Raw genomic sequence first — 19,180 nt, 5'->3', positions numbered from 1 at the left:
GCATGAAATGCAATTATTCCGCTTACTTTTTTATTCAAAAACATCAAAGAAATAGACGGAAACCATTATATATATTAATCACTAAAACAAGAAGAATCACAGCCTCAAAAATCTGCGAAACTCGTTTAGACGAAACGGATTGACTAACCTTTGCCCCTACAGATCCACCAATAATTGCTGCAGGAACAATATAAAAAAGCATCACTAAATCAAAACGTCCAAACCCTGAAGCAAAAAAGATTGTTATAATTTTCGCTAACTGGGAAAAAAAGATCGTACAGATCGAATACACTGTGGCTTCTTTAATAGGAAGGCCAAACATTAGTACTAAAAGGGAAACATTAATTGGCCCTCCACCGATACCTAACAAGCTAGCTAAAAAGCCTAAGAGAAGCCCACAAACAAAATACCAAATTTTCCCTTTCAAATAAAGTTTACGCAGTTCAAAATGATTATAAAATAAGGCAAAAAGTAAGGTAACTATTGTTAACCCTACTTGAATAAGTGTAACAATGCTCTCATTCGAAAAGGTTATTAGAAAATAATCGAAGACAGTGTTACCTAAAAAACCACCTAAAATTGCACCAGTAGCTACTCCTATCACTAACTTCCAAGAAATGGATATGCCACCTTTCATTTGCCGTATAGTTGAAGTAATGGACATTACAAACACGGCTACTGAGGAATAAAAAGAGATAGCTACTACCGGGTCTACTGCAATAAAATCCAATACAGGCTTAATAATTACTCCGCCACCCATACCAGATATGGCTCCGACAGTATTTGCTAAAATGATAACAAAAAAATAAATGAGTTCCTTTGACATCCTTTTTCCTTCCTAGTTATTTCTTATACTCTCCATGATACCGGCTACTAGGAAAAAAGCAAAAAGTTTTTAACAAGTTTATTTCCTCTAAATTTGCCTACTGTAAGGTCAAAAAAATATATGTACGTATAAAAAAGTAATAAAGTAAATAAATCCATTCTTTCTTATCTTAACAAACTTTTATTAGTTAAAAAAAGTTTGTTTGTTTTATTGAACGTAAGGATAATAAAAAATCCCCTTAAAAATTGTGGACAATTGTATCTTCAATCTATCTTTTTAATCCGAATATTGAAATGTTTGCTAAAAAATAAAAGTTTTTTTTATAAAAGAAAACATATTTAACTAGCTTCTTGTTAATATCGACAGTTTCCAACAAATTTGCCATTTTTAATAAATAAAAGCTTGTGATACCTTCGCTCCGAGGTGATTGAATGTTTGATACATTACTAGAAAAACAAGACAAAATTATATTTCATTTATTTCAGTATTTGCAAAAGAAAAATCCATGTCCATTAAAAGAAGTCAGTACTGAATTAGGACTTAGCTTGAAATCATTGAAACGTTACGTCACTCTTTGGCAACAAAGTAAAGACCCTTATTCAATAGGTATTTCCTTTTATATAAAAAATCAAGTAATCAGTGCCTCCTATTCGCAAGAAAATGCCCAATTGTTCTTAAGTTCATTACTTAATCAAAGTGATACTTTTCAATTATTAGTCAAAATTATTGAAAACCCTTTCGATACATTTAAGTCTTTAGAAAAAAAGTTCTATTTATCTAGAGCGACTTTACAACGAAGAGTCCAAAAAATGAAACCGCTATTATCTAATTATAATCTTTGGATCTCTTTTACCACTACACCTACTTTAAAAGGGGAGGAAACGCAGATACGATACTTTTCTTTATTAGTTTCTTTACTCTATGACCCACCTTTTGAATTAAACGAACAAACCATATACGAACGTTATAAAGAGGTGCAACAGAATCGCATCACACAAGGTTTTGCTTTTTATCAATCGATTCAAGCACCTGGAAAATATTACCCGATCCCCTTTCAGATAAATGATTTTGGACTATTATTTTTATGGCGACAGTTTACAGGCTTAGAAAATCTTTGGCTAGAACCATTTCTGACAGAAGCTGTAGACTTTTCTTTATACGCTCACACAAAACTAAAAGAAATAACATTGCTTTCTTTATCGCAAAAATTTCATCGTCTACATAGTTTCTGTGACTTTTACTCTGGAAGTCTTTTATTAGCTTATGAACCTCTTTTTCTTACAAATGAGACAAAACAATTAATGTACAGTTTTATAAAGCTATTACCAAATTATCAACAGTTACTAATTAAACACCCTGAATTACCTGTCCTATATGAAAAGTTATTGCAGTATAGCACTCAAAAAGAAAAGAACAAGTGGAATCTTCTAGGATAATAAAAAGATGGAACATAAGCTATACTTACTGTTCCATCTTTTTATATCTAATTGTTTTATTATTTGGTCAAACCAATTAAAATCCCACCGGCAGCTACCAAAATTAAGCCACCAATCGTTAGTTTTAATTCTTTTGAAGTCCTTGATTCTTTAAGGAATATAAGTCCTCCAAGAGTGTTAACAATGACGTTCATTTGGGATAATGTAAACCCTAATGCTACGCCGTTTACTTTATTGGAAAGTAAAATACCAATATTTCCGATCGCAAAAGCGGCACCTGCAGCAATATTTTGAAATGACTTCTTGCTGAAAAGCTCTGGTTTTTTATCAAAGAAGAAGCTAAAAACCATTGCACCTACTGCCATACCAATCCCTTGTGGGAATAACACATCCCAGCCGTTAAGGTCAGCCATACGTGGAATAACATTGTACATTACTTGACCAATCGTTGATAAAACTAGAACAAAAAGACCTCTTTGCATTGCTCCTTGTTTACCGGTGTCATCACCTTTTTCTCTATAAGCGGTAAAAAATACCCCCAAAATAATGACAACCAAAGCACTGATCCCATATACGTAATCCATAGTACTTGTCCATTCATGGAAATAAAAAATACCGAATAGCGTTACTCCGATCAATTGCATGCCCGTTGAAATTGGCATTGCAGCTGACACACCGATAATATGAAAACTTTCAATCTGTGTAATTTGGCCAAAAGCCCAGGCTAGCCCACAGACAAAGGAAGCAAATATTAAATGCCATGACCACACAGGTTGGTGGAAGAATAAAACACCAATAGAAAAGATCAATGCCCCTAGAGACATTCCCATTTGTTGGTTAGAGGTTTTCCCACCAATTGTTTGTAAAATCAGGGGCTGAATCCCCCACATTACTGCGGGTACAAGCGCAAGTAAAATATTACCCATAAAAAAAGCCTCCTGTTACTTGTAGTTATTCTATTGTTTCTAAAAAATTCCACAAGTCATGGTAACTCTTTTAAATGAAAAGGACAAAAATTTTGTAATAAAAAGGCACTGAAGCAAAAAACTTCAGTGTTTTTTAAATAGTATATCTGATCTATAACTTTACATACGGTCCGGTGCTTGCAAACCTAATAAATGTAAATCTTCTTTTAGTAAAACTGTCACCACATAAACTAAAGCTAAGCGAGCTTCTTGCTGACCATCGTCAGCTAATACTCGAGTGTTACCATAATATTTATTGAAGGCTTGTGCTAATTTAATAGCATGTTTAGCAACTACTGAAGGTTCATACTTATTCGCTGCCTCTAAAATCATTTCAGGGTAATCTTGAATAAATTTAACAATTTCCCAGCTCTCTATATCATCTAATGCGTAGTTCTTCGTTTTATCCGGCACAAAATTGACTTTTCTTAATATACTCATAGCACGAGCATAAGTATATTGAACGTAAGGACCCGTTTCGCCTTCAAAGCGAACAACTTCATCCAAAGTAAAGTCGAAAGTATTTAAACGGTCGGTCTTCAAGTCATGAAAGATAACTGCGCCCACACCTACTTGCTTGGCAACTTCTTCTTTGTTTTCCAAAGAAGGATTCTTTTCCGTAATTTGTTCTTGAGCAGAACGAATCGCGTCATTTAAAACATCTTCTAATAAAACAATTTGTCCCTTACGAGTGGAAAGTTTTTTCCCATCTTTTGTAATTAAGCCAAATGGAATATGCTGAATATCATCTGCCCAATTATATCCCATTTCTTTTAATGTAGCCTTTAATTGTTTAAAATGATAACTTTGCTCATTTCCTACAACATACAAAGACTTGGCAAAATTATAAGTTCGTTTGCGATACAAAGCTGCCGCCATATCGCGGGTAATGTAAAGGGTCCCTCCATCACGTTTTTTAATCAAAGCTGGATTAAGACCATAAGCAGACAAATCTACGATCTCTGCCCCTTGATCTTCCTTTAATAGGTGTTTTTCTTCCAATAATTTGACAATTTCATCCATTTTGTCTTCATAAAAAGCTTCGCCTTTATAAGAGTCAAAAGTTATTCCTAACATATCATATATCTTATCAAATTCTTTTAAGGACTCTGAACGAAACCATTGCCATAAACTAACAGCTTCTTGATCATCATTTTCTAGTTGTCTAAAAGCTGCTCGCCCTTCTTCTTCTAATGAAGGATCTTCTTCAGCCTCTTCATGAAATTTAACATATAAACGTAATAACTCACCGATGGGGTCATTGCGGACCTCTTCTTCAGTCCCCCATCTTTTATAGGCGATAATCAATTTACCAAATTGTGTTCCCCAATCACCTAAATGATTTATCTTGATGGGATGGTAACCAACTTTCTGTAAAATAAGGGCAATTGAATTTCCAATCACTGTTGAGCGTAAATGTCCCATAGATATAGGCTTAGCAATATTCGGTGAAGACATATCTATAGGAACGTTATCGTTATTTCCTAAATTAAAGTCCCCATAATGCGCTCCTTGTTCAATCACCGTAGTTAAAATATCATGCGAAACTTTTTTCTTGTCCATGAAAAAATTTAAGTAAGGCCCCACAGGTGCAATCTTTTCAAAAGAAGCGTCATCTATCTTTTCAGCTAAGTCACTAACAATTTGTTGCGGCGCTTTACGGTAAATTTTTGCTAAAGAAAACGCAGGAAACGCGACATCTCCATGTTCCGCCGATTTAGGATATTCTAGTAACTGCTCCACTTGCTCAAGTGTCAAATCATCTTTTACTACATCAAAGACTGTCTTTGCTACAACTTCTTTATTTTTCATTGTATCCTCCAATTTTTGCTATTATTTTTCATAAAAAAAGCCTCTAGCATTTTAAACGCCAGAGACGAGATTACCCGCGGTACCACTCTTGTTGTTTGTGTTCAAACCAACTTTATCTGATAACGGCAGATCCCGTTTATAAAATAAATTTTCACAAGTGCGCTTCTCTTTTCATGTTTTAATCGGCTTCCACCAAAATCCGAAATCGCTTAGTAAAACAATAGAAAAGATACTTTCTTGATCTTCAAATTTTTATGAGATTTGAACTAATTATAACAAAATTCTCTCTTACTTTCTAGTTTGTTTACTCGCAGTTTAATTCATTTGGTAAGAAAGCTATCATTTTTGCATATCAATATGAGAAATTCCATCTAATAAATATTTTTCGGAAACCACTTGAAAACCAAAATTAGTATAAAACTCTCGTAAATAAGCTTGCGCTTCAATATAGATTGTTTTTTCTGGAAATCTTCGTTCAATCCATTCTATTAATTGCTGTATTAATTGTTTTCCTAGCCCTTTTTTTCTTTCTTCTTTTTTAACTAAGACCCTACCAAAATGGATTTTTTGCTGTTTTTGATACACACGCGCGTAAGCGAGCATATCATTTTGATTTTCTAACCAAAAATGAAAGGCTGTTAAATCAATATCATCAATCTCTTGATACGGACAATTCTGTTCTACAACAAAAACAGAAACTCTCAATTCCATTAACTGATGATATTCTAAAAGAGTTAACTCGTTAAAGTTCTTTATTTTTGTTCGCATATTATTCATCCCTTTCTTTCTACGATAAGTTTATTGTTTTTTAGCATAAAGATTCTTTTCATATATTGCAAATAAACCGGCTCTATAAGCTTTAACAAACTTGTTGTAAATGAGTTTTATTGGTATACTTTAGTTGTCATTTACCAACATTTTGCCCAATGCAAGCATTCGTTTGAGAAGTTCGTAAATAAATAATCAATCAATATCAATGAAAGGAGTGTTAATAAATGGTGGATGCAAAAAAAGAGGCATTACGGATTAGTGAAGAAAACGGAGGGAAATTGGAAATACATTCCAAAGTAGATGTCAAAAGCATGGAAGACTTGGCTGTTGCTTATACTCCAGGAGTTGCTGCTGTTAGCACTGCTATCCATGAGGATCAATCAAAGGTTTATAAATACACAGGTAAAAAAAATACGATCGCTGTCGTAACAGACGGTTCTGCTGTATTGGGGTTAGGTAATATAGGAGCCGAAGCTGCTATTCCAGTTATGGAAGGAAAAGCAGTTTTATTTAAGGAATTCGCTGGTGTAGACGCAATCCCTATTTGTCTCAATACACAAAACACTGAGGAGATTATTTCTCATATCAAAGCGATCGCGCCTTCTTTTGGAGGAATTAATTTAGAAGATATTGGAGCTCCTCGCTGTTTTGAAATTGAACAACGCTTGAAAGATGAACTTGACATCCCAGTTTTTCACGATGATCAACATGGCACAGCAATTATCGTTTTAGGCGCTTTGTATAATGCTTTGAAATTAGCCAATAAAAAAATAGAAAACGCTCATATCGTAATTAACGGCGGAGGTGCAGCTGGTATTGCTATTACAAAGAAATTCTTAAAAGCTGGTGCTAAAAACATAAAACTTGTTGATAAAACAGGGATTATCTCAAAAGTCGACTCTAACCTTGAAAAACGCCATAAAGAAATTGCCAAGTTAACTAATAAAGACCATCAAAAAGGCGATTTGCACGAAGCATTGAAAGGGGCAGATGTCTTTATTGGTGTCTCAGCTCCTGGCGTTCTAAAAAAAGAATGGATCCAAGATATGAATAAAAAACCAATTATCTTTGCTATGGCCAACCCAACACCAGAAATTATGCCTGATAAGGCCAAAAAGGGAGGCGCTTTTATCGTTGGGACAGGTCGCTCCGATTTTCCAAATCAAATCAATAATGTTTTAGCCTTTCCTGGAATCTTTCGCGGCGCTTTAGATTCCAAAGCACGTGACATTACTGATACAATGCAAATTGCTGCGGCCAAAGGAATTGCCGAGGTAGTCCCTAGCGAACAATTAACTACAGATTACATTCTCCCAGACGTTTTTAACCAAAATGTTGTTCAAATAGTCGCAAATGCTGTACAAAACGCAGCAAACAATGAGGATTAGCTCTTCATAAAAAAAGCGAGATTGTGGTATAAATGAACACGAGAAAAAATCCAAGCATTTTCTGTTAAGCTCGTTTCCTAGTCATAAGTTTGCAACTAAGACCTATTAATGCAGTCACCTTGAGTTTTAAATTTTATTAACTAGCCCTTTATTTTCATTTCTGCTATAATCAAAATGAATGAAAATACGCGTAGAGGTGAATAGATTGCATAAAAATGAGCGACAATCATTAGTTAAACAAATCATTAATCAATACACCATTCGAACTCAAGAAGACTTGTTGGATCGCTTACAAGAAAAAAACGTAGATGTTACCCAAGCAACTATCTCTAGAGATATCAGGGAGTTAGAAATCATTAAAACGATCGACGAAAGCGGAGAATTCAAATTCACTTTATTCCATTCTTCTCAAACACAAAATCAAACAGAGCAAGGAAAGTTAGTAAACCTAATTAATGATGTGGTAACTAAAATTGAACACGTCCAATTCTTGACTATTGTTCATACACTTCCGGATAACGCTTCATTATTAGCAGCAGTAATTGATGAAACTCACCTTCCCGAAGTAAAATGTTCGCTTGCTGGCTTTGATACAGTCGTATTAATAGTCCCAGACGAAGCACATGCAATAGAAACGGAAAATTATTTGAATAGGATTTGGAATAAGCAAACAGAAGAAACTATCGAAAGTTAATTATTTATGTTATAAGCATAGGTAAAACGCTGATTTACTTTGGTAATCACTTAGGAAATTACCTCGCGCGTTTTTCTATTGCGAGTAATGGATGATTTATAAGCTCCGAATAAGAAACTATCCAACCTTTAAATCAATTACTCTTAAAACCATGGTAGACTATTTTTGTGGTCCACTAAGGTTGAAAATCGTAGTCGATTATCGTTGGATAGTTCTTATTTTATCTATATTAGAATTTTAAATTTGTCTGCTTATAAACTCTACTTTATTTATAATTGTATTCAAAATTTAGTGGTGTTGCTGTTTCACATAATACTTCATTTAGCGTCTCAATATGGTTTTTACCTTGCGTTCTCATCCACTTTCTAGCTTCTTCTTCGCCTTTGGTAACAAATATTTCAACACCATCTGCCCATGTAGCGCGTCCGCACAGAACCCCATTAAATGTTGAACCAGCTTTTTTAGCAAACCGTAACGTCTCTTGAAACATCTCTGCACTCACTCCAGCACTTAAGAAAATAAAAGGAAGCTCTGTAGACTGACTTTGTTCTTTAAAGTGATCCAGTGCTTCTTTCTGAGTATAAGCAACCTCTTTTGTAGTATACCCTTCGACAAATTCCATATTGACAGGGACTTCAACCTTCAATACATCTACCCCATAACGTTCATTTGAAAATTCTTTCATTGCATTATTTACTTTATGAGGTTTTTTCAATGCAAAATCTTTCGTGCGATGATTTGCAACGGCTGCATCGTAAGTCACAATTTCTAAGAAAAACGGAAGCTCTTCAGCTTTGCATTCTGCCCCAATCCTTTCAACAAAAACTTGTTTTTGTTGATTAATTTCATCCGATTCGTCTACATCGTAATAAAGTAAAAACTTGCAGGCATCTGCCTCTTGTTCTTTGAAACGTTTGACTGACCAGTTAGGTAAAAGGTCAGGTAATCGACCTGGAACAGTTGTATCGTAACCAGTTTGTTCATAAGCTAATAATTCTCCAGCATCTACATCTTTGACTTGGGCAGCTGATAAACCATACTCTGGATCCAATAAAATTGCTGAAGTATAAGGTGTTAGTTCCGCAGAAACAATTTTTTTAAATTTACTAATTTGTTCAGCACTCGCTGGTTCATCTTGGTATTTATTAATCATTTTTTTAAGTGCACCACGTTGATCAATCGCTAATGCATTAATAATATTTTTATCATTACTAATTTGCTTGATATAGCTTCGCTTTTCTGCCATTTTGTATCTCCTCATTAAACTTGTGTTATTTGGATTTGATCGACTAAATTGTGATAATTTTGCATGTTTACGCGACCTGTAATTTTCTCTTGAGCATTTAACATTCCTAGAGTATTCCCATGCTTTAGTATCGTTTCATCACTTTGGTAATTAGCTAAAGATTGTGCGAACCCAGCAATCGTAGCATCCCCTGAACCTACCGGATTAATAACATCAATTTTAGGAATAGTTACTTGATAAAATGTATTTTTATGCTTAGCAAATGCACCATCTTTCCCCATAGAAACGACGATCCATTCAATATCGTCAAACAACGAGGAACTTAAAATATTTTTCAATTCGCCGACACTAGTTTGTACAGGCTTCCCAATTAAAGCAGCTAACTCTTCTTTGTTGGGTTTAATCAACAAAGGCTTATCTTTTTTTGATAACACTTCTTGTAAAGCCTTTCCTGAACAGTCTAGTATAACGTCTTTATTCTTTTTATTACATAAATGAATCAATTTTGCGTAGTAATCATCAGATAATCCAGCAGGCAAGCTCCCCGAAAAAGTTAGAAGATCAGCTTGTTCTATTAACTGTTCAAAATATTTTAGAAAATGTTCTGCTTCCTCTTCAGTAATGACGGGACCTTGTTCTAATATTTCTGTTTGTTTTTTTTCGTGCAAAATTGCAATACAATTACGTGATTGACCGTTAATTGCAAAAAAGTGATGTTGAATCTTTTCTTTATCTAATTCTGTTTCAATAAATTCACCTAAATGACCACCAATCATGCCACTTGCTAAAACTTCTGCCTTTGTTTGGTGTAATACTCTAGCAACATTTAACCCTTTCCCTCCCGCTGTTTTCGTTACATTCTTTACTCGGTTTACAGTATCCAATGTAAATTCTTCCATCGGGTACGAAATATCAACAGAAGGGTTCATGGTAATCGAAATGATCATTAGGTTTCCTCCTATTATTTCGCTCTGTGAAAAATACAAGTGCTTCCTCCAAATTAGGCAACACAGCTGTAACTTCATCCATCTCTTGTTTACTCGGTGGTAACCAATCTGGCACCATGATAACGTCTATGCCTGCTTGAAAAGCAGCTTCTACTCCACTTTTTGAATCTTCAAACACTAATGCCTTTCTTTTATTCGTCTGCGCTATTTCCACAGCTCGTAAATAAATATCTGGCATAGGTTTATTTCTATTTACTTCTTCACCACTGATTATTTTATCGAAAGAACCTTCAATCTATGTTTTTTGTAGCGCTTGCATAATAATTTCTTTAGAAGAAGACGAAGTTAAATAACAACTTTTCCCCTTCTCATTCAGCATTGTTAAAAGTTGGAGCGCACCTTGTTTTAATGGCAATTTCTCATTTTCTATAGCTGTTTGAAACAATTCCATCGATTCTGTAAAGACCTGTTTCCCAAGCTTCTCATCTCCAACGAATTTTTTTAACCGACAAATCGTATCAGTAAAACCTTTTCCAATATAACGGGCATGATGCTTTTGAGTATACGAGTAACCATACTTATTTAAAATTTGCCGACGTGTCTCATAATAAAGGTTTTCAGTATCCAGCAACAAACCGTCCATGTCAAAAAAGATGACACTTTTCTGTGTTAAATCCAACATTAATCGTGGTACTCCCCGCGATTCCACTTATCAATAAATTCATCAAAGAAATGCTCGTTTTCTTGTTCAGGATGATTTTTTTCTATATGGTCAATTTTAGCAATCAATTGTTTATTTTCATCTGTTTCTTTATATTCAGCTTTAATAAAGGCTTCAATCGTATCACAAATTAAAAACTCTCCTGCAATTTTTCCACCAAAACCAATAACATTCGCGTTTAACTCTTCCTTAGCGTAAATAGCACTACTCATATCACGAACTAAAGCAGAGCGGACACCAGGAACTTTGTTTGCCGCAACATTAATCCCAACGCCCGTACCACATATACATACGCCTAAGTCAGCCTCGCCATTAGCTACTGCTTCGCCTACTTTTTTGCCATAAATAGGATAATGTGTACGCGTAAAATCATAAGCACCTACATCTAATACTTCGTACCCTTTTGATTTCAAAAAGTCTGAAACAGCAATCTTAGTATCTGTTACAATATGATCGTTTCCTATTGCAATTTTCATAAATAGCTCCTTCTTTCTATTAATTTACTCTTATGCCATTTTATTGAGCATATCTACGCGGACTTGATGTCTACCACCATCATAACTTGCATTTAAAAATTCTTTTACAATCTTTTTTGCTAGCGCTTTTCCTGTAATTTCAGAACCTAAAGTAATTAACCGACAGTTATTATGTTCTCTTGTCATAAAAGCGGACCGTTCATCAGAGACCTCTGCTGCTATGATCCCTTTGACTTTTGTTGCTGCCATAAAACTACCTGCACCGTAAGCATCTACAGCAATCCCTAGATTCTCTTCGTTTTTTAATAATTCCTGTGAAATAGCCAAAGCTGATTCGACAAAATCCACCGAAGCTTGTTCACTTTTATCAACAACTTCGTACCCTTCTTCTAGCAAGTAAGATTTGATATACTCCTTTAATTCCATTCCTGCCTTATCTGCACCAATAACGACTTTCATACTATAGCCTCCTTTATTTTTCTTAATCCAAGCTTATAATAAAACACAAACAAACATTTGTAAACACAAAAATTTCTAAAATCGTTTATTTATGCTTATTTTTTATTGATAAGTAAACAAAAAGATTTATAATAAAAATGAAAGCGGTTGTAGTTAAACATTAGCAAACGAAAGGAGGTTTCCAATGATCGCATTTGATACTTTATTTACAAAAGATCGTATTTATATTTCAAATAAAACAAATCAGGAAGATATTTTTAGGGAAGTGTACCAAGACTTATTAAAACAAAATTGTGTAACAAAAGATTTTCTGAGAAATTTATGCGAACGAGAAAGAATTTATCCAACAGGAATTGACTTAACACCAGTAGATTCAAGTCTACCTAATATTGCTATCCCTCATACTGAGAGTCAATTTGTTAAAACTAGCGGAATCGTTCCAATAAAGTTAAATCATCCTGTGTATTTCTATAATATGATTCATCCAAAAGAAGAATTACCTGTATCATTTTTATTTATGATATTAAACCAAGATGGCCAAGAACAAACTGGTTTACTTGCATCCATTATGGATTTTATTAATTCATGTGATAAAGATGAATTAGCCGCTTTTTTGCAAATGAAAGATACTGAAGATTTGTTTAATTTTTTAAAAAATAATTTTAAAGGAGTAATCGCAAATGATTAAAATATTAGCAGCTTGTGGAGCCGGAGTAAATTCAAGTCACCAAATTAAAAGTGCGCTAGAAAACGAAATGAAAAAAAGAGGATACCAAGTCTCAGTAGATACTACTATGATCAAAGATATCAACCAAGACAAATTAGAACATTATGATATATTCACACAAATTGCGAATTCAGACCTTGGTTTTGATATTAATATTCCTGTTGTTGATGCTGGTCCGATCCTTTACCGTATTCCTACAATGGCTGAGCCAGTTTATCAAGAGTTAGAAGATACTATTAAAAAGCTTGGCAAAAAGTAATTAGATAAGAGGGGGGAATATGACATGAGTACTATTATAGAAATAGCCAACAAAATCTTTCAACCGCTGATCGATTTAGGCGCAGCCCCAATGATGACAATTGTCTTAACGCTTATCGCTTTAGCATTTAAGGTTAAACCGACACGCGCGTTAGAAGGCGGGATAAAACTTGGTATTGCCATCACTGGGATCGGTGCAATTATTGACATGTTGACGAATTCATTTTCATCAGCTATGGCAGACTTTGTCGAACGTACAGGACTTTCTTTAAATATTACTGACGTAGGATGGGCCCCCTTAGCAACAATTACTTGGGGCTCTCCGTATACGCTTTATTTTCTATTAATTTTAGTGATTCTCAATGTTATTATGCTCGTATGGAAAAAGACTAATACGCTAGATGTTGATATATTCAATGTTTGGCATTTAGCTTTTGTTGGTTTATTTGCTATTTGGTGTGGTGCCAATTTATTAATCGCCACCGCCCTAGTTATTTTTATCGGCATCTTTAAAATTATTAATTCCGATCTAATGAAGCCGACTTTCAATGATTTACTAGATGCGCCAGACAACAATCCAATGACTACAACACACATGAATTATATGATGAATCCAATTATTATGGTTTTTGATAAAATTTTTGATAAGATCTTTCCTTGGTTGGATAAGTATGATTTTGATGCCGCGAAATTAAATAACAAAGTAGGCTTTTGGGGGTCCAAGTTTGCCATAGGTATTTACCTAGGTATATTTGTGGGATTACTTGCCGGACAAACCCCCACAGAAATTTTTGAATTGTCCTTTACTGCCGCTGTCAGTTTGGAGCTATTCTCTCTTATTGGACAATGGTTCATTGATTCCATTGAGCCTCTTTCCCAAGGAATTACCGACTTTGCTTCCAAACGTTTAAAGGGACGTACTTTAAATATCGGTCTCGATTGGCCATTTTTAGCTGGGCGTGCTGAAATTTGGGCAGCAGCTAACATCTTAGCACCGATCATGCTATTAGAAGCCATCGTATTACCAGGCAATTATTTATTGCCTCTGGGAGGTATTATAGCTATGGGTGTTACCCCGGCGTTACTAGTGGTTACCCGAGGTAGAATTATCCGCATGATTGTCATCGGCGCCATTGAATTGCCTGTATTCTTATGGGCTGGTACCTTAGCAGCTCCATTTGTTACCAATATGGCTAAAAATATCGGAGCTTTCCCTGAAGGTGTCGCCAGTAACCAACTGATTTCTCAAACAACTATGGAAGGACCAATGGAAAAATTCCTCGGCTATCTTGTAGGTAACGCTTCTCAAGGCCAAATTGAATTTATTATTTATGCAGCTCTTGGCCTTATTGCTTATCTATTGATATTCATGTGGTATCGTTATGAAATGAATAAACGTAACGCTGCCTATAAAGCTGAAAAAGCAGAAAATTAATTCTTTATAAAATACACACAGACTTTTGATAGTTACGTTATCACAAGTCTGTGTGTTTTGTATTAAATATCAAACAATGACTTGAACTTCTTTTTCTACTTTCTGATAAGTATCATAGTCATCTTGGTTCATTACCACGGCAGTTACATCACGTAGATTATAATAGGTATAAAAATCTTCTTTTTCAACCTTGGAAGAATCAAGTAATAAATAGCGCTCCACAGAATTGTCTAAAGCAATTGCTTGGGTCTGTCCTTCCTCAATAGTGGCTGTCATAATTTCATTTCCTTTAACTGCATTGGAACTAAAAAAAGCGCGGTGAAAATGCATATCTTGTAAAGCTTTATTTGTTATTTCCCCAAAAAAGGCTTTCGTTAGAGCTCGCATTTCACCTCCAACTAAGTACACTTTAATATTTCCTCTTTTTTTACTTAAAGTTTGAAATACCGGCAAACAATTCGTTACCACTCGTAGATTATCAAATTCCATGATATTTGCTAATAACTCAATCGTTGTTCCAGGTCCTAAATAAACCGTTTCTTCTTCTTGAATCAGTTGAACAGCTTTTTGAGCAATTTCTCGTTTTTCCTCTTTATTAATGATCTGTTTATCAGCATGCGATAATTCTTCAGGACGATAGGTATTCAACGTCTGAGCTCCGCCGTGCACTCTTTTTAAACGACTCGCTTTTTCTAGTTCTGTAAGATCTCGGCGCACAGTCATATCCGAAACCCCTAATCGGTCTACAATATCATTCACTTTAATCGCTCTTTTTTGGTCAACTAAAGCAACAATTGCGTCCAAACGCTCTTCTTTTAACATTGATTTACTCCTAACTATAGTTCTCTTTATTCATATTTTACAAAAACAAACAAGAATTTAAAACAAAAATAAACATTTTTAGAGGAAATTTACATAATTATTGACAAATAGGCCTTAATTGCTTACTATACTAGAAAAATATTAAAATAAGGAGACTTTCAATGATTATTAGAACTTTACAGGAAGCCGACAATAAACAATTGGCTCAATTGATTCAATCTTCTTTAATTTCAGCTGGTTTAGATAAACCAGGAACAGCTTATTTTGACCCTTATTTGCAGCAACTATCTTTTTACTATTCTCAGCTAACTGATGCGCAGTATTGGGTTATTGAACAACAAAATAAAATTATCGGTGGGGTGGGGATCGCCCCACTTGAAGACATTCCTGAAATATGTGAACTACAGAAATTATATGTCGACAGTAACTTTCAAGGACAAGGTTTTTCTAAAAAGCTAATGTCTATCGCATTGGGTTTTGCAGCTCAACATTACCAGGGTTGTTACCTTGAAACTCACACAAGTTTAACAAACGCTTGGCATTTGTATGAAAAATATGGCTTTAAACTACTAAATCAACCTTTAATTGAAAGTGATCATAGCGCTATGGATCTTTGGTATTGTAAAAAACTAACTTAATGGACCCTAACAACTTATAAGATATTAACAACAAAATCGATACTTTTGTCAAAGTGTTCGCTAAAAAATGATTAGATTACTTTTCTTCTAAACTATCCAACCATTCGACTATATAAGTACTAATTTTTATTTGTTGTTCCTTATTTGAAATCGTTGCACTTCCATCTCCTTTTTGTGCACCATAACTGCCAAACTCTGCGTGGTTTCCTCCTTTTATTTCCACAGATGTTGTGCGCGTTGGCATATAGTCTTTTGCTTGATAATATTTTGTCGAATCCAATACTTCATCGTTTGAAGCAGTCATTGAAAGAACAGACAAATCTGTATTTTTTAATGTTCCTTTTTCATCTGGGTAACTAGCTAAAAAGATAAGCCCGTCTATTTCTTTAGAATGTTCCGCTGCAAAGCGACTAGCGATTACTCCACCAAGGGAATGCCCTGCTAAAACAAACCTTTCTTCTGGAGAATCTTCAATAACCTCTTGTGCAGCGTCCTTAGAAAAAACAGCTAGGTTTAAGGGCATATGTAATACATAGACACTATAACCTGCTGAAGCGACTTGAGTGGCCCACTGACTATAGCTCTCAGTCGTGACAAAAGCGCCAGGATAGAAGATAATGCTCAGTTTACTTGTCTGTCCATCAGAGTAGAGATCATAATCCTTTTCATGTGTTGCTTGTTCGCTTTGCTTCTGTGCTACTTCAGAAGCTGTATATGTACTTTGATGTACGTAAATGGCACCAACGCCAAATAAAATAATCCCAGTCAATAAAATAATTCCTATGATCTTTTGCCATAATGCCCATTTTTTCATAAAATTATACCTCGTTTCTCCTCCGTACTGTACTGTTTCTGCTCATACGAATCATTTTATTTTTTTCAACATCTTTCAAAAATTGAATCAATGGATAAAAAAAGCACCAGCGCTTTGCTGGTGCTTTAAAACGATTAAGCTCTTTATTAAATTAATAATTTGGACCAATTTAAACCAAAAATTGTTTATAAAGGTCGATACAATAAAGAATTGATTAACGTTTTGAGAATTGTGGAGATTTACGTGCTTTCTTGTGGTTGGCTTTTTTCCGTTCCACCATACGTGGATCACGAGTAAGTAAACCAGCACGTTTTAACGCTAAACGAAAGTCAGGGTCTACTTCCAACAAAGCGCGAGCAATCCCATGACGGATCGCACCGGCTTGTCCTGCGTAACCACCACCGTCTACATTTACAAAAGTATCATACGTACCTAATGTTTCAGTAGTAGCAAACGGTTGATTGATTACTTCACGTAAGTCAGCGTGTGGAATATAGTCTTCAACGTCTTTTTTATTTATAGTAACTTGGCCAGTGCCTGGTACCAAGCGCACACGAGCAACTGCGTTTTTACGACGACCAGTGCCGATATATTGAGCTTGTGCCAATAAGGTTCCCTCCTATTAGATTAAATTTGTAATGTCCAGTACTTCTGGTTTTTGTGCAGCATGCGGATGAGTTGCTTCACCATAAACATGTAACTTCATTCCTTGAGCGCGTCCTAAAGGATTTTTAGGAAGCATTCCTTTGACAGAAGTTTCAACCAAACGGCGAGAATTCTTAGCACGCATTTCACCTGCTGAAGTTGATGTCAATCCACCTGGGTAATGAGAATGACGATAGTATTTCTTATCAGTTGCTTTTTTACCTGTTAATTTTACTTTATCTGCATTAATCACGATAACATTATCACCTGTATCCACATGAGGTGTATATGTTGGTTTATCTTTTCCACGAAGGATCGATGCGGCTACAGTAGAAAGACGTCCCAAAGAAACATCTGTTGCATCGATTACATACCATTTACGATCTACTTCGTCTGGTTTAGCCATATATGTTGTACGCAAGATTTCTTCCTCCAATTCAATTTCGAATGTTTGACATACACTTGAGTTTCCGGGGCTCTTGTGGGGCAAACAATACCATTTAACATGATACCTATAAAAAAGCATAAAGTCAATGTTTTTCTTTTAATAATAAAAAAAATCATATAAAAAGAGAACCTATGAGTAAGTTATCATAGATTCCCTTTAAATTTAATAGTTTTTATTGAGCTGGGTCATTATTGGGCGCATGACCAAGTTCAGCTTGAATCATCCATATATTTTTTTCGATATCTCTTTTATAAGCAATAAAGACATCTTGTGTGGCATCATCGCCTTCTTCACCAGAAGCTTCGATCCCTTTTTGATAAAGGTCTGCCAAATAACGGTAACCAGATACTAAAGTTTCCAATCGTTCATTCATTGAACGATCCCAAGTGCCAACTTCATCTTTGATCCCCGTATGATCAGCAAATTCTTGCAATGTGGAATAAGGAGAACCATCCAATGCGACCAAACGTTCCGCAATTTCATCTAGCTGGTCGTTAATTTCATCCATATAATCATCCATCATTGGATGCAGTGTTAAAAATTCAGGTCCTCGCATATACCAATGGGCTTGATGAATCACAGCGGCAAATTGACTTAAATCTGCAACTAATTGATTCAATATTTCCTTAGTTCTTTCAAACTTCATGTATAGTTCCTCCTTTATCTTGATATATTTATCATAGTATAAATAAGAAAAAAAATATATTAAATTTCATTATTTGAGAAAGCTTCTCAAATAGAAAATTCGATCAAAAAATAAAAACTCACTTTTTTGCGTATTTATCTTTGAGAAAGAAAAAAGGAGGGATTTTGATGATTTATTATATATTAGGAAGTTGTTTTGGTTCATTTCTTTGCGTTATCGCAGAACGAATACCAATAAAACAACCTTTCACTATTGCAAGGTCACAGTGCATTCATTGTCAAAGAACGCTAAAATTTTGGGAGATGATCCCTATTATTTCCTCTATTTTGTTAAAATTTCGCTGTAGAACATGTCATAAAAAAATTCCAGTTACTTACTTTATCACAGAAGTCTTATCCGGTTTTATTTTTACTTTCAGCTTTAATCAACCTTCAACAAAAGAATGTATTCTCACTTTAAGCTGGTTAACAGTTGCCTTGCTTCTTTCCCTAACGGATATTTATTATTTAATAATAGAACCAAAGATTTTTTACCCAACTCACCTAGGTTTAATTAGTTTATTTCTAATTTTTAAAATGCCAATTTATTGGGAAAGCGTCATACTTTATTTTTTAATTTGTAGTATCATTATTTTATTTCTAAAAGAGGCCATGGGGATGGGAGATCTACTTTTACTCTTATTTTGGGCGCCTTGGCTTACAATAATTGAATTAACACAGCTTTTATTTGTTGCTAGTTCTTTAGCTCTTGTCATCTATTGGGGAATCTCACTTACTACTACAAAACAAATTAAAACATTACAACTTCCTTTTGTTCCATTTTTAAGCCTTGGTTTGTTCATTGTTCATTTCTTATAATTAAAGTAAATAGTCGTTACAGCCAAAAAAAGCTGCCGAAATTTTCGGCAGCTTTAAATTCTCATTTCTTTTTACATTCTTACTGCAAAATCAGGAGTAAAGTATTGAGTGTCACCATTTTTCACTGTGTCACCTGGTTTTGGTGCATG

At 34.7% G+C, this 19,180-nt stretch carries 21 protein-coding genes, 1 pseudogene and 1 other annotated feature; of the genes and pseudogenes, 8 read left to right on the top strand and 14 right to left on the bottom strand.

Annotation, left to right across the window (positions count from 1 at the left end):
- Positions 1–43 precede the first annotated feature (43 nt).
- Positions 44–826 (bottom strand): sulfite exporter TauE/SafE family protein, encoded by a 783-nt coding sequence (locus tag G577_RS0105280; RefSeq protein ID WP_028790302.1) that lies wholly within the window; start codon positions 824–826, stop codon positions 44–46.
- Between the two features lie 431 nt (positions 827–1,257).
- Here G577_RS0105280 and G577_RS0105275 point away from each other — a divergent pair, with 431 nt between their 5' ends.
- Positions 1,258–2,262 (top strand): helix-turn-helix domain-containing protein, encoded by a 1,005-nt coding sequence (locus G577_RS0105275; protein ID WP_028790301.1) that lies wholly within the window; start codon positions 1,258–1,260, stop codon positions 2,260–2,262.
- A 59-nt stretch (positions 2,263–2,321) separates the two neighbouring features.
- Here the strand turns inward: G577_RS0105275 and G577_RS0105270 are convergent, their stop codons facing one another.
- The 3 genes from G577_RS0105270 to G577_RS0105260 form a co-directional block, all read right to left on the bottom strand.
- On the bottom strand, positions 2,322–3,188 hold the full coding sequence (locus G577_RS0105270; RefSeq protein ID WP_028790300.1) for a GRP family sugar transporter: 867 nt from the start codon (positions 3,186–3,188) through the stop codon (positions 2,322–2,324).
- Positions 3,189–3,347: 159 nt separating this feature from the next.
- Positions 3,348–5,039 carry an arginine--tRNA ligase gene (gene argS, locus G577_RS0105265; RefSeq protein WP_028790299.1) on the bottom strand — a complete coding sequence of 564 codons (1,692 nt, stop codon included), beginning with the start codon at positions 5,037–5,039 and terminating at the stop codon, positions 3,348–3,350.
- A gap of 57 nt (positions 5,040–5,096) precedes the next feature.
- Positions 5,097–5,293, bottom strand: a binding site (T-box leader).
- Positions 5,294–5,378: 85 nt separating this feature from the next.
- The gene (locus tag G577_RS0105260; RefSeq protein ID WP_028790298.1) at positions 5,379–5,807 is read right to left on the bottom strand and encodes a GNAT family N-acetyltransferase; all 429 of its coding nucleotides are present in this window, start codon (positions 5,805–5,807) and stop codon (positions 5,379–5,381) included.
- Between the two features lie 227 nt (positions 5,808–6,034).
- Here G577_RS0105260 and G577_RS0105255 point away from each other — a divergent pair, with 227 nt between their 5' ends.
- Both G577_RS0105255 and G577_RS0105250 read left to right on the top strand, forming a co-directional pair.
- Positions 6,035–7,198, top strand: coding sequence for an NAD(P)-dependent malic enzyme (locus G577_RS0105255; RefSeq protein WP_028790297.1), 1,164 nt, complete (start codon positions 6,035–6,037; stop codon positions 7,196–7,198).
- A 205-nt stretch (positions 7,199–7,403) separates the two neighbouring features.
- Complete coding sequence (locus G577_RS0105250; RefSeq protein WP_028790296.1) at positions 7,404–7,892, top strand: arginine repressor; 489 nt, start codon at positions 7,404–7,406, stop codon at positions 7,890–7,892.
- A gap of 265 nt (positions 7,893–8,157) precedes the next feature.
- Here G577_RS0105250 and lacD read toward each other — a convergent pair whose 3' ends face one another.
- The 5 genes and pseudogenes from lacD to lacA form a co-directional block, all read right to left on the bottom strand.
- Positions 8,158–9,138, bottom strand: a complete 981-nt coding sequence (gene lacD / locus G577_RS0105245) for a tagatose-bisphosphate aldolase (protein ID WP_028790295.1) — start codon at positions 9,136–9,138, stop codon at positions 8,158–8,160.
- 14 nt (positions 9,139–9,152) lie between these two features.
- Positions 9,153–10,085, bottom strand: coding sequence for a tagatose-6-phosphate kinase (locus tag G577_RS0105240; RefSeq protein ID WP_028790294.1), 933 nt, complete (start codon positions 10,083–10,085; stop codon positions 9,153–9,155).
- A pseudogene (locus tag G577_RS12435) lies at positions 10,051–10,767 on the bottom strand (HAD family hydrolase). The gene G577_RS0105240 and the pseudogene G577_RS12435 overlap by 35 nt, the downstream one beginning before the upstream one ends.
- Entirely contained in the window at positions 10,767–11,282 is a 516-nt protein-coding gene (gene lacB / locus G577_RS0105230) for a galactose-6-phosphate isomerase subunit LacB (RefSeq protein WP_028790293.1), read from the bottom strand. Before lacB ends, G577_RS12435 begins: the two are co-directional and overlap by 1 nt.
- A 30-nt stretch (positions 11,283–11,312) precedes the next feature.
- Positions 11,313–11,741, bottom strand: a complete 429-nt coding sequence (gene lacA / locus G577_RS0105225) for a galactose-6-phosphate isomerase subunit LacA (RefSeq protein ID WP_028790292.1) — start codon at positions 11,739–11,741, stop codon at positions 11,313–11,315.
- 184 nt (positions 11,742–11,925) lie between these two features.
- On the opposite strand from lacA, the gene G577_RS0105220 reads away from it, so the two are divergent.
- Genes G577_RS0105220 through G577_RS0105210 form a run of 3 tightly spaced genes read left to right on the top strand, consistent with a single transcriptional unit; the run spans position 11,926 to position 14,161 of the window.
- Positions 11,926–12,429 carry a PTS sugar transporter subunit IIA gene (locus G577_RS0105220; RefSeq protein WP_028790291.1) on the top strand — a complete coding sequence of 168 codons (504 nt, stop codon included), beginning with the start codon at positions 11,926–11,928 and terminating at the stop codon, positions 12,427–12,429.
- A complete protein-coding gene (locus G577_RS0105215) occupies positions 12,422–12,727 on the top strand; it encodes a PTS sugar transporter subunit IIB (RefSeq protein ID WP_028790290.1) in 306 nt (101 codons plus the stop codon). Before G577_RS0105220 ends, G577_RS0105215 begins: the two co-directional genes overlap by 8 nt.
- A 24-nt stretch (positions 12,728–12,751) precedes the next feature.
- Entirely contained in the window at positions 12,752–14,161 is a 1,410-nt protein-coding gene (locus G577_RS0105210) for a PTS galactitol transporter subunit IIC (protein ID WP_028790289.1), read from the top strand.
- 69 nt (positions 14,162–14,230) lie between these two features.
- Here G577_RS0105210 and G577_RS0105205 read toward each other — a convergent pair whose 3' ends face one another.
- Positions 14,231–14,983, bottom strand: coding sequence for a DeoR/GlpR family DNA-binding transcription regulator (locus tag G577_RS0105205; RefSeq protein ID WP_028790288.1), 753 nt, complete (start codon positions 14,981–14,983; stop codon positions 14,231–14,233).
- A gap of 161 nt (positions 14,984–15,144) precedes the next feature.
- Between G577_RS0105205 and G577_RS0105200 the strand changes: the two genes are divergently transcribed.
- Positions 15,145–15,621 (top strand): GNAT family N-acetyltransferase, encoded by a 477-nt coding sequence (locus G577_RS0105200; RefSeq protein ID WP_028790287.1) that lies wholly within the window; start codon positions 15,145–15,147, stop codon positions 15,619–15,621.
- Positions 15,622–15,697: 76 nt separating this feature from the next.
- On the opposite strand, the gene G577_RS0105195 is transcribed toward G577_RS0105200, so the two are convergent.
- The 4 genes from G577_RS0105195 to G577_RS0105180 form a co-directional block, all read right to left on the bottom strand.
- Positions 15,698–16,435, bottom strand: coding sequence for an alpha/beta fold hydrolase (locus G577_RS0105195; protein ID WP_028790286.1), 738 nt, complete (start codon positions 16,433–16,435; stop codon positions 15,698–15,700).
- 214 nt (positions 16,436–16,649) lie between these two features.
- Positions 16,650–17,042, bottom strand: a complete 393-nt coding sequence (gene rpsI / locus G577_RS0105190; RefSeq protein ID WP_028790285.1) for a 30S ribosomal protein S9 — start codon at positions 17,040–17,042, stop codon at positions 16,650–16,652.
- Positions 17,043–17,057: 15 nt separating this feature from the next.
- Complete coding sequence (gene rplM / locus G577_RS0105185; protein ID WP_028790284.1) at positions 17,058–17,501, bottom strand: 50S ribosomal protein L13; 444 nt, start codon at positions 17,499–17,501, stop codon at positions 17,058–17,060.
- Positions 17,502–17,700: 199 nt separating this feature from the next.
- Complete coding sequence (locus G577_RS0105180; RefSeq protein WP_028790283.1) at positions 17,701–18,174, bottom strand: Dps family protein; 474 nt, start codon at positions 18,172–18,174, stop codon at positions 17,701–17,703.
- Between the two features lie 167 nt (positions 18,175–18,341).
- Between G577_RS0105180 and G577_RS0105175 the strand changes: the two genes are divergently transcribed.
- Positions 18,342–19,031 carry a prepilin peptidase gene (locus G577_RS0105175; protein WP_038024336.1) on the top strand — a complete coding sequence of 230 codons (690 nt, stop codon included), beginning with the start codon at positions 18,342–18,344 and terminating at the stop codon, positions 19,029–19,031.
- The last annotated feature ends 149 nt before the right edge of the window (positions 19,032–19,180 follow it).

The organism is Tetragenococcus muriaticus DSM 15685, assembly GCF_000423785.1.
Classification (GTDB): domain Bacteria; phylum Bacillota; class Bacilli; order Lactobacillales; family Enterococcaceae; genus Tetragenococcus; species Tetragenococcus muriaticus.
The sequence above is the reverse complement of the archived record's forward strand: the minus strand, read 5'-3'. Positions and strand labels throughout refer to the sequence as shown.

Coding starts and splice junctions, on each gene's coding strand:
- G577_RS0105280 (WP_028790302.1), bottom strand. CDS start 826: ATGTCAAAGGAACTCATTTATTTTTTTGTTATCATTTTAGCAAATACT.
- G577_RS0105275 (WP_028790301.1), top strand. CDS start 1,258: ATGTTTGATACATTACTAGAAAAACAAGACAAAATTATATTTCATTTA.
- G577_RS0105270 (WP_028790300.1), bottom strand. CDS start 3,188: ATGGGTAATATTTTACTTGCGCTTGTACCCGCAGTAATGTGGGGGATT.
- argS (WP_028790299.1), bottom strand. CDS start 5,039: ATGAAAAATAAAGAAGTTGTAGCAAAGACAGTCTTTGATGTAGTAAAA.
- G577_RS0105260 (WP_028790298.1), bottom strand. CDS start 5,807: ATGCGAACAAAAATAAAGAACTTTAACGAGTTAACTCTTTTAGAATAT.
- G577_RS0105255 (WP_028790297.1), top strand. CDS start 6,035: ATGGTGGATGCAAAAAAAGAGGCATTACGGATTAGTGAAGAAAACGGA.
- lacD (WP_028790295.1), bottom strand. CDS start 9,138: ATGGCAGAAAAGCGAAGCTATATCAAGCAAATTAGTAATGATAAAAAT.
- G577_RS0105240 (WP_028790294.1), bottom strand. CDS start 10,085: ATGATCATTTCGATTACCATGAACCCTTCTGTTGATATTTCGTACCCG.
- lacB (WP_028790293.1), bottom strand. CDS start 11,282: ATGAAAATTGCAATAGGAAACGATCATATTGTAACAGATACTAAGATT.
- lacA (WP_028790292.1), bottom strand. CDS start 11,741: ATGAAAGTCGTTATTGGTGCAGATAAGGCAGGAATGGAATTAAAGGAG.
- G577_RS0105220 (WP_028790291.1), top strand. CDS start 11,926: ATGATCGCATTTGATACTTTATTTACAAAAGATCGTATTTATATTTCA.
- G577_RS0105215 (WP_028790290.1), top strand. CDS start 12,422: ATGATTAAAATATTAGCAGCTTGTGGAGCCGGAGTAAATTCAAGTCAC.
- G577_RS0105210 (WP_028790289.1), top strand. CDS start 12,752: ATGAGTACTATTATAGAAATAGCCAACAAAATCTTTCAACCGCTGATC.
- G577_RS0105205 (WP_028790288.1), bottom strand. CDS start 14,983: ATGTTAAAAGAAGAGCGTTTGGACGCAATTGTTGCTTTAGTTGACCAA.
- G577_RS0105200 (WP_028790287.1), top strand. CDS start 15,145: ATGATTATTAGAACTTTACAGGAAGCCGACAATAAACAATTGGCTCAA.
- G577_RS0105195 (WP_028790286.1), bottom strand. CDS start 16,435: ATGAAAAAATGGGCATTATGGCAAAAGATCATAGGAATTATTTTATTG.
- G577_RS0105180 (WP_028790283.1), bottom strand. CDS start 18,174: ATGAAGTTTGAAAGAACTAAGGAAATATTGAATCAATTAGTTGCAGAT.
- G577_RS0105175 (WP_038024336.1), top strand. CDS start 18,342: ATGATTTATTATATATTAGGAAGTTGTTTTGGTTCATTTCTTTGCGTT.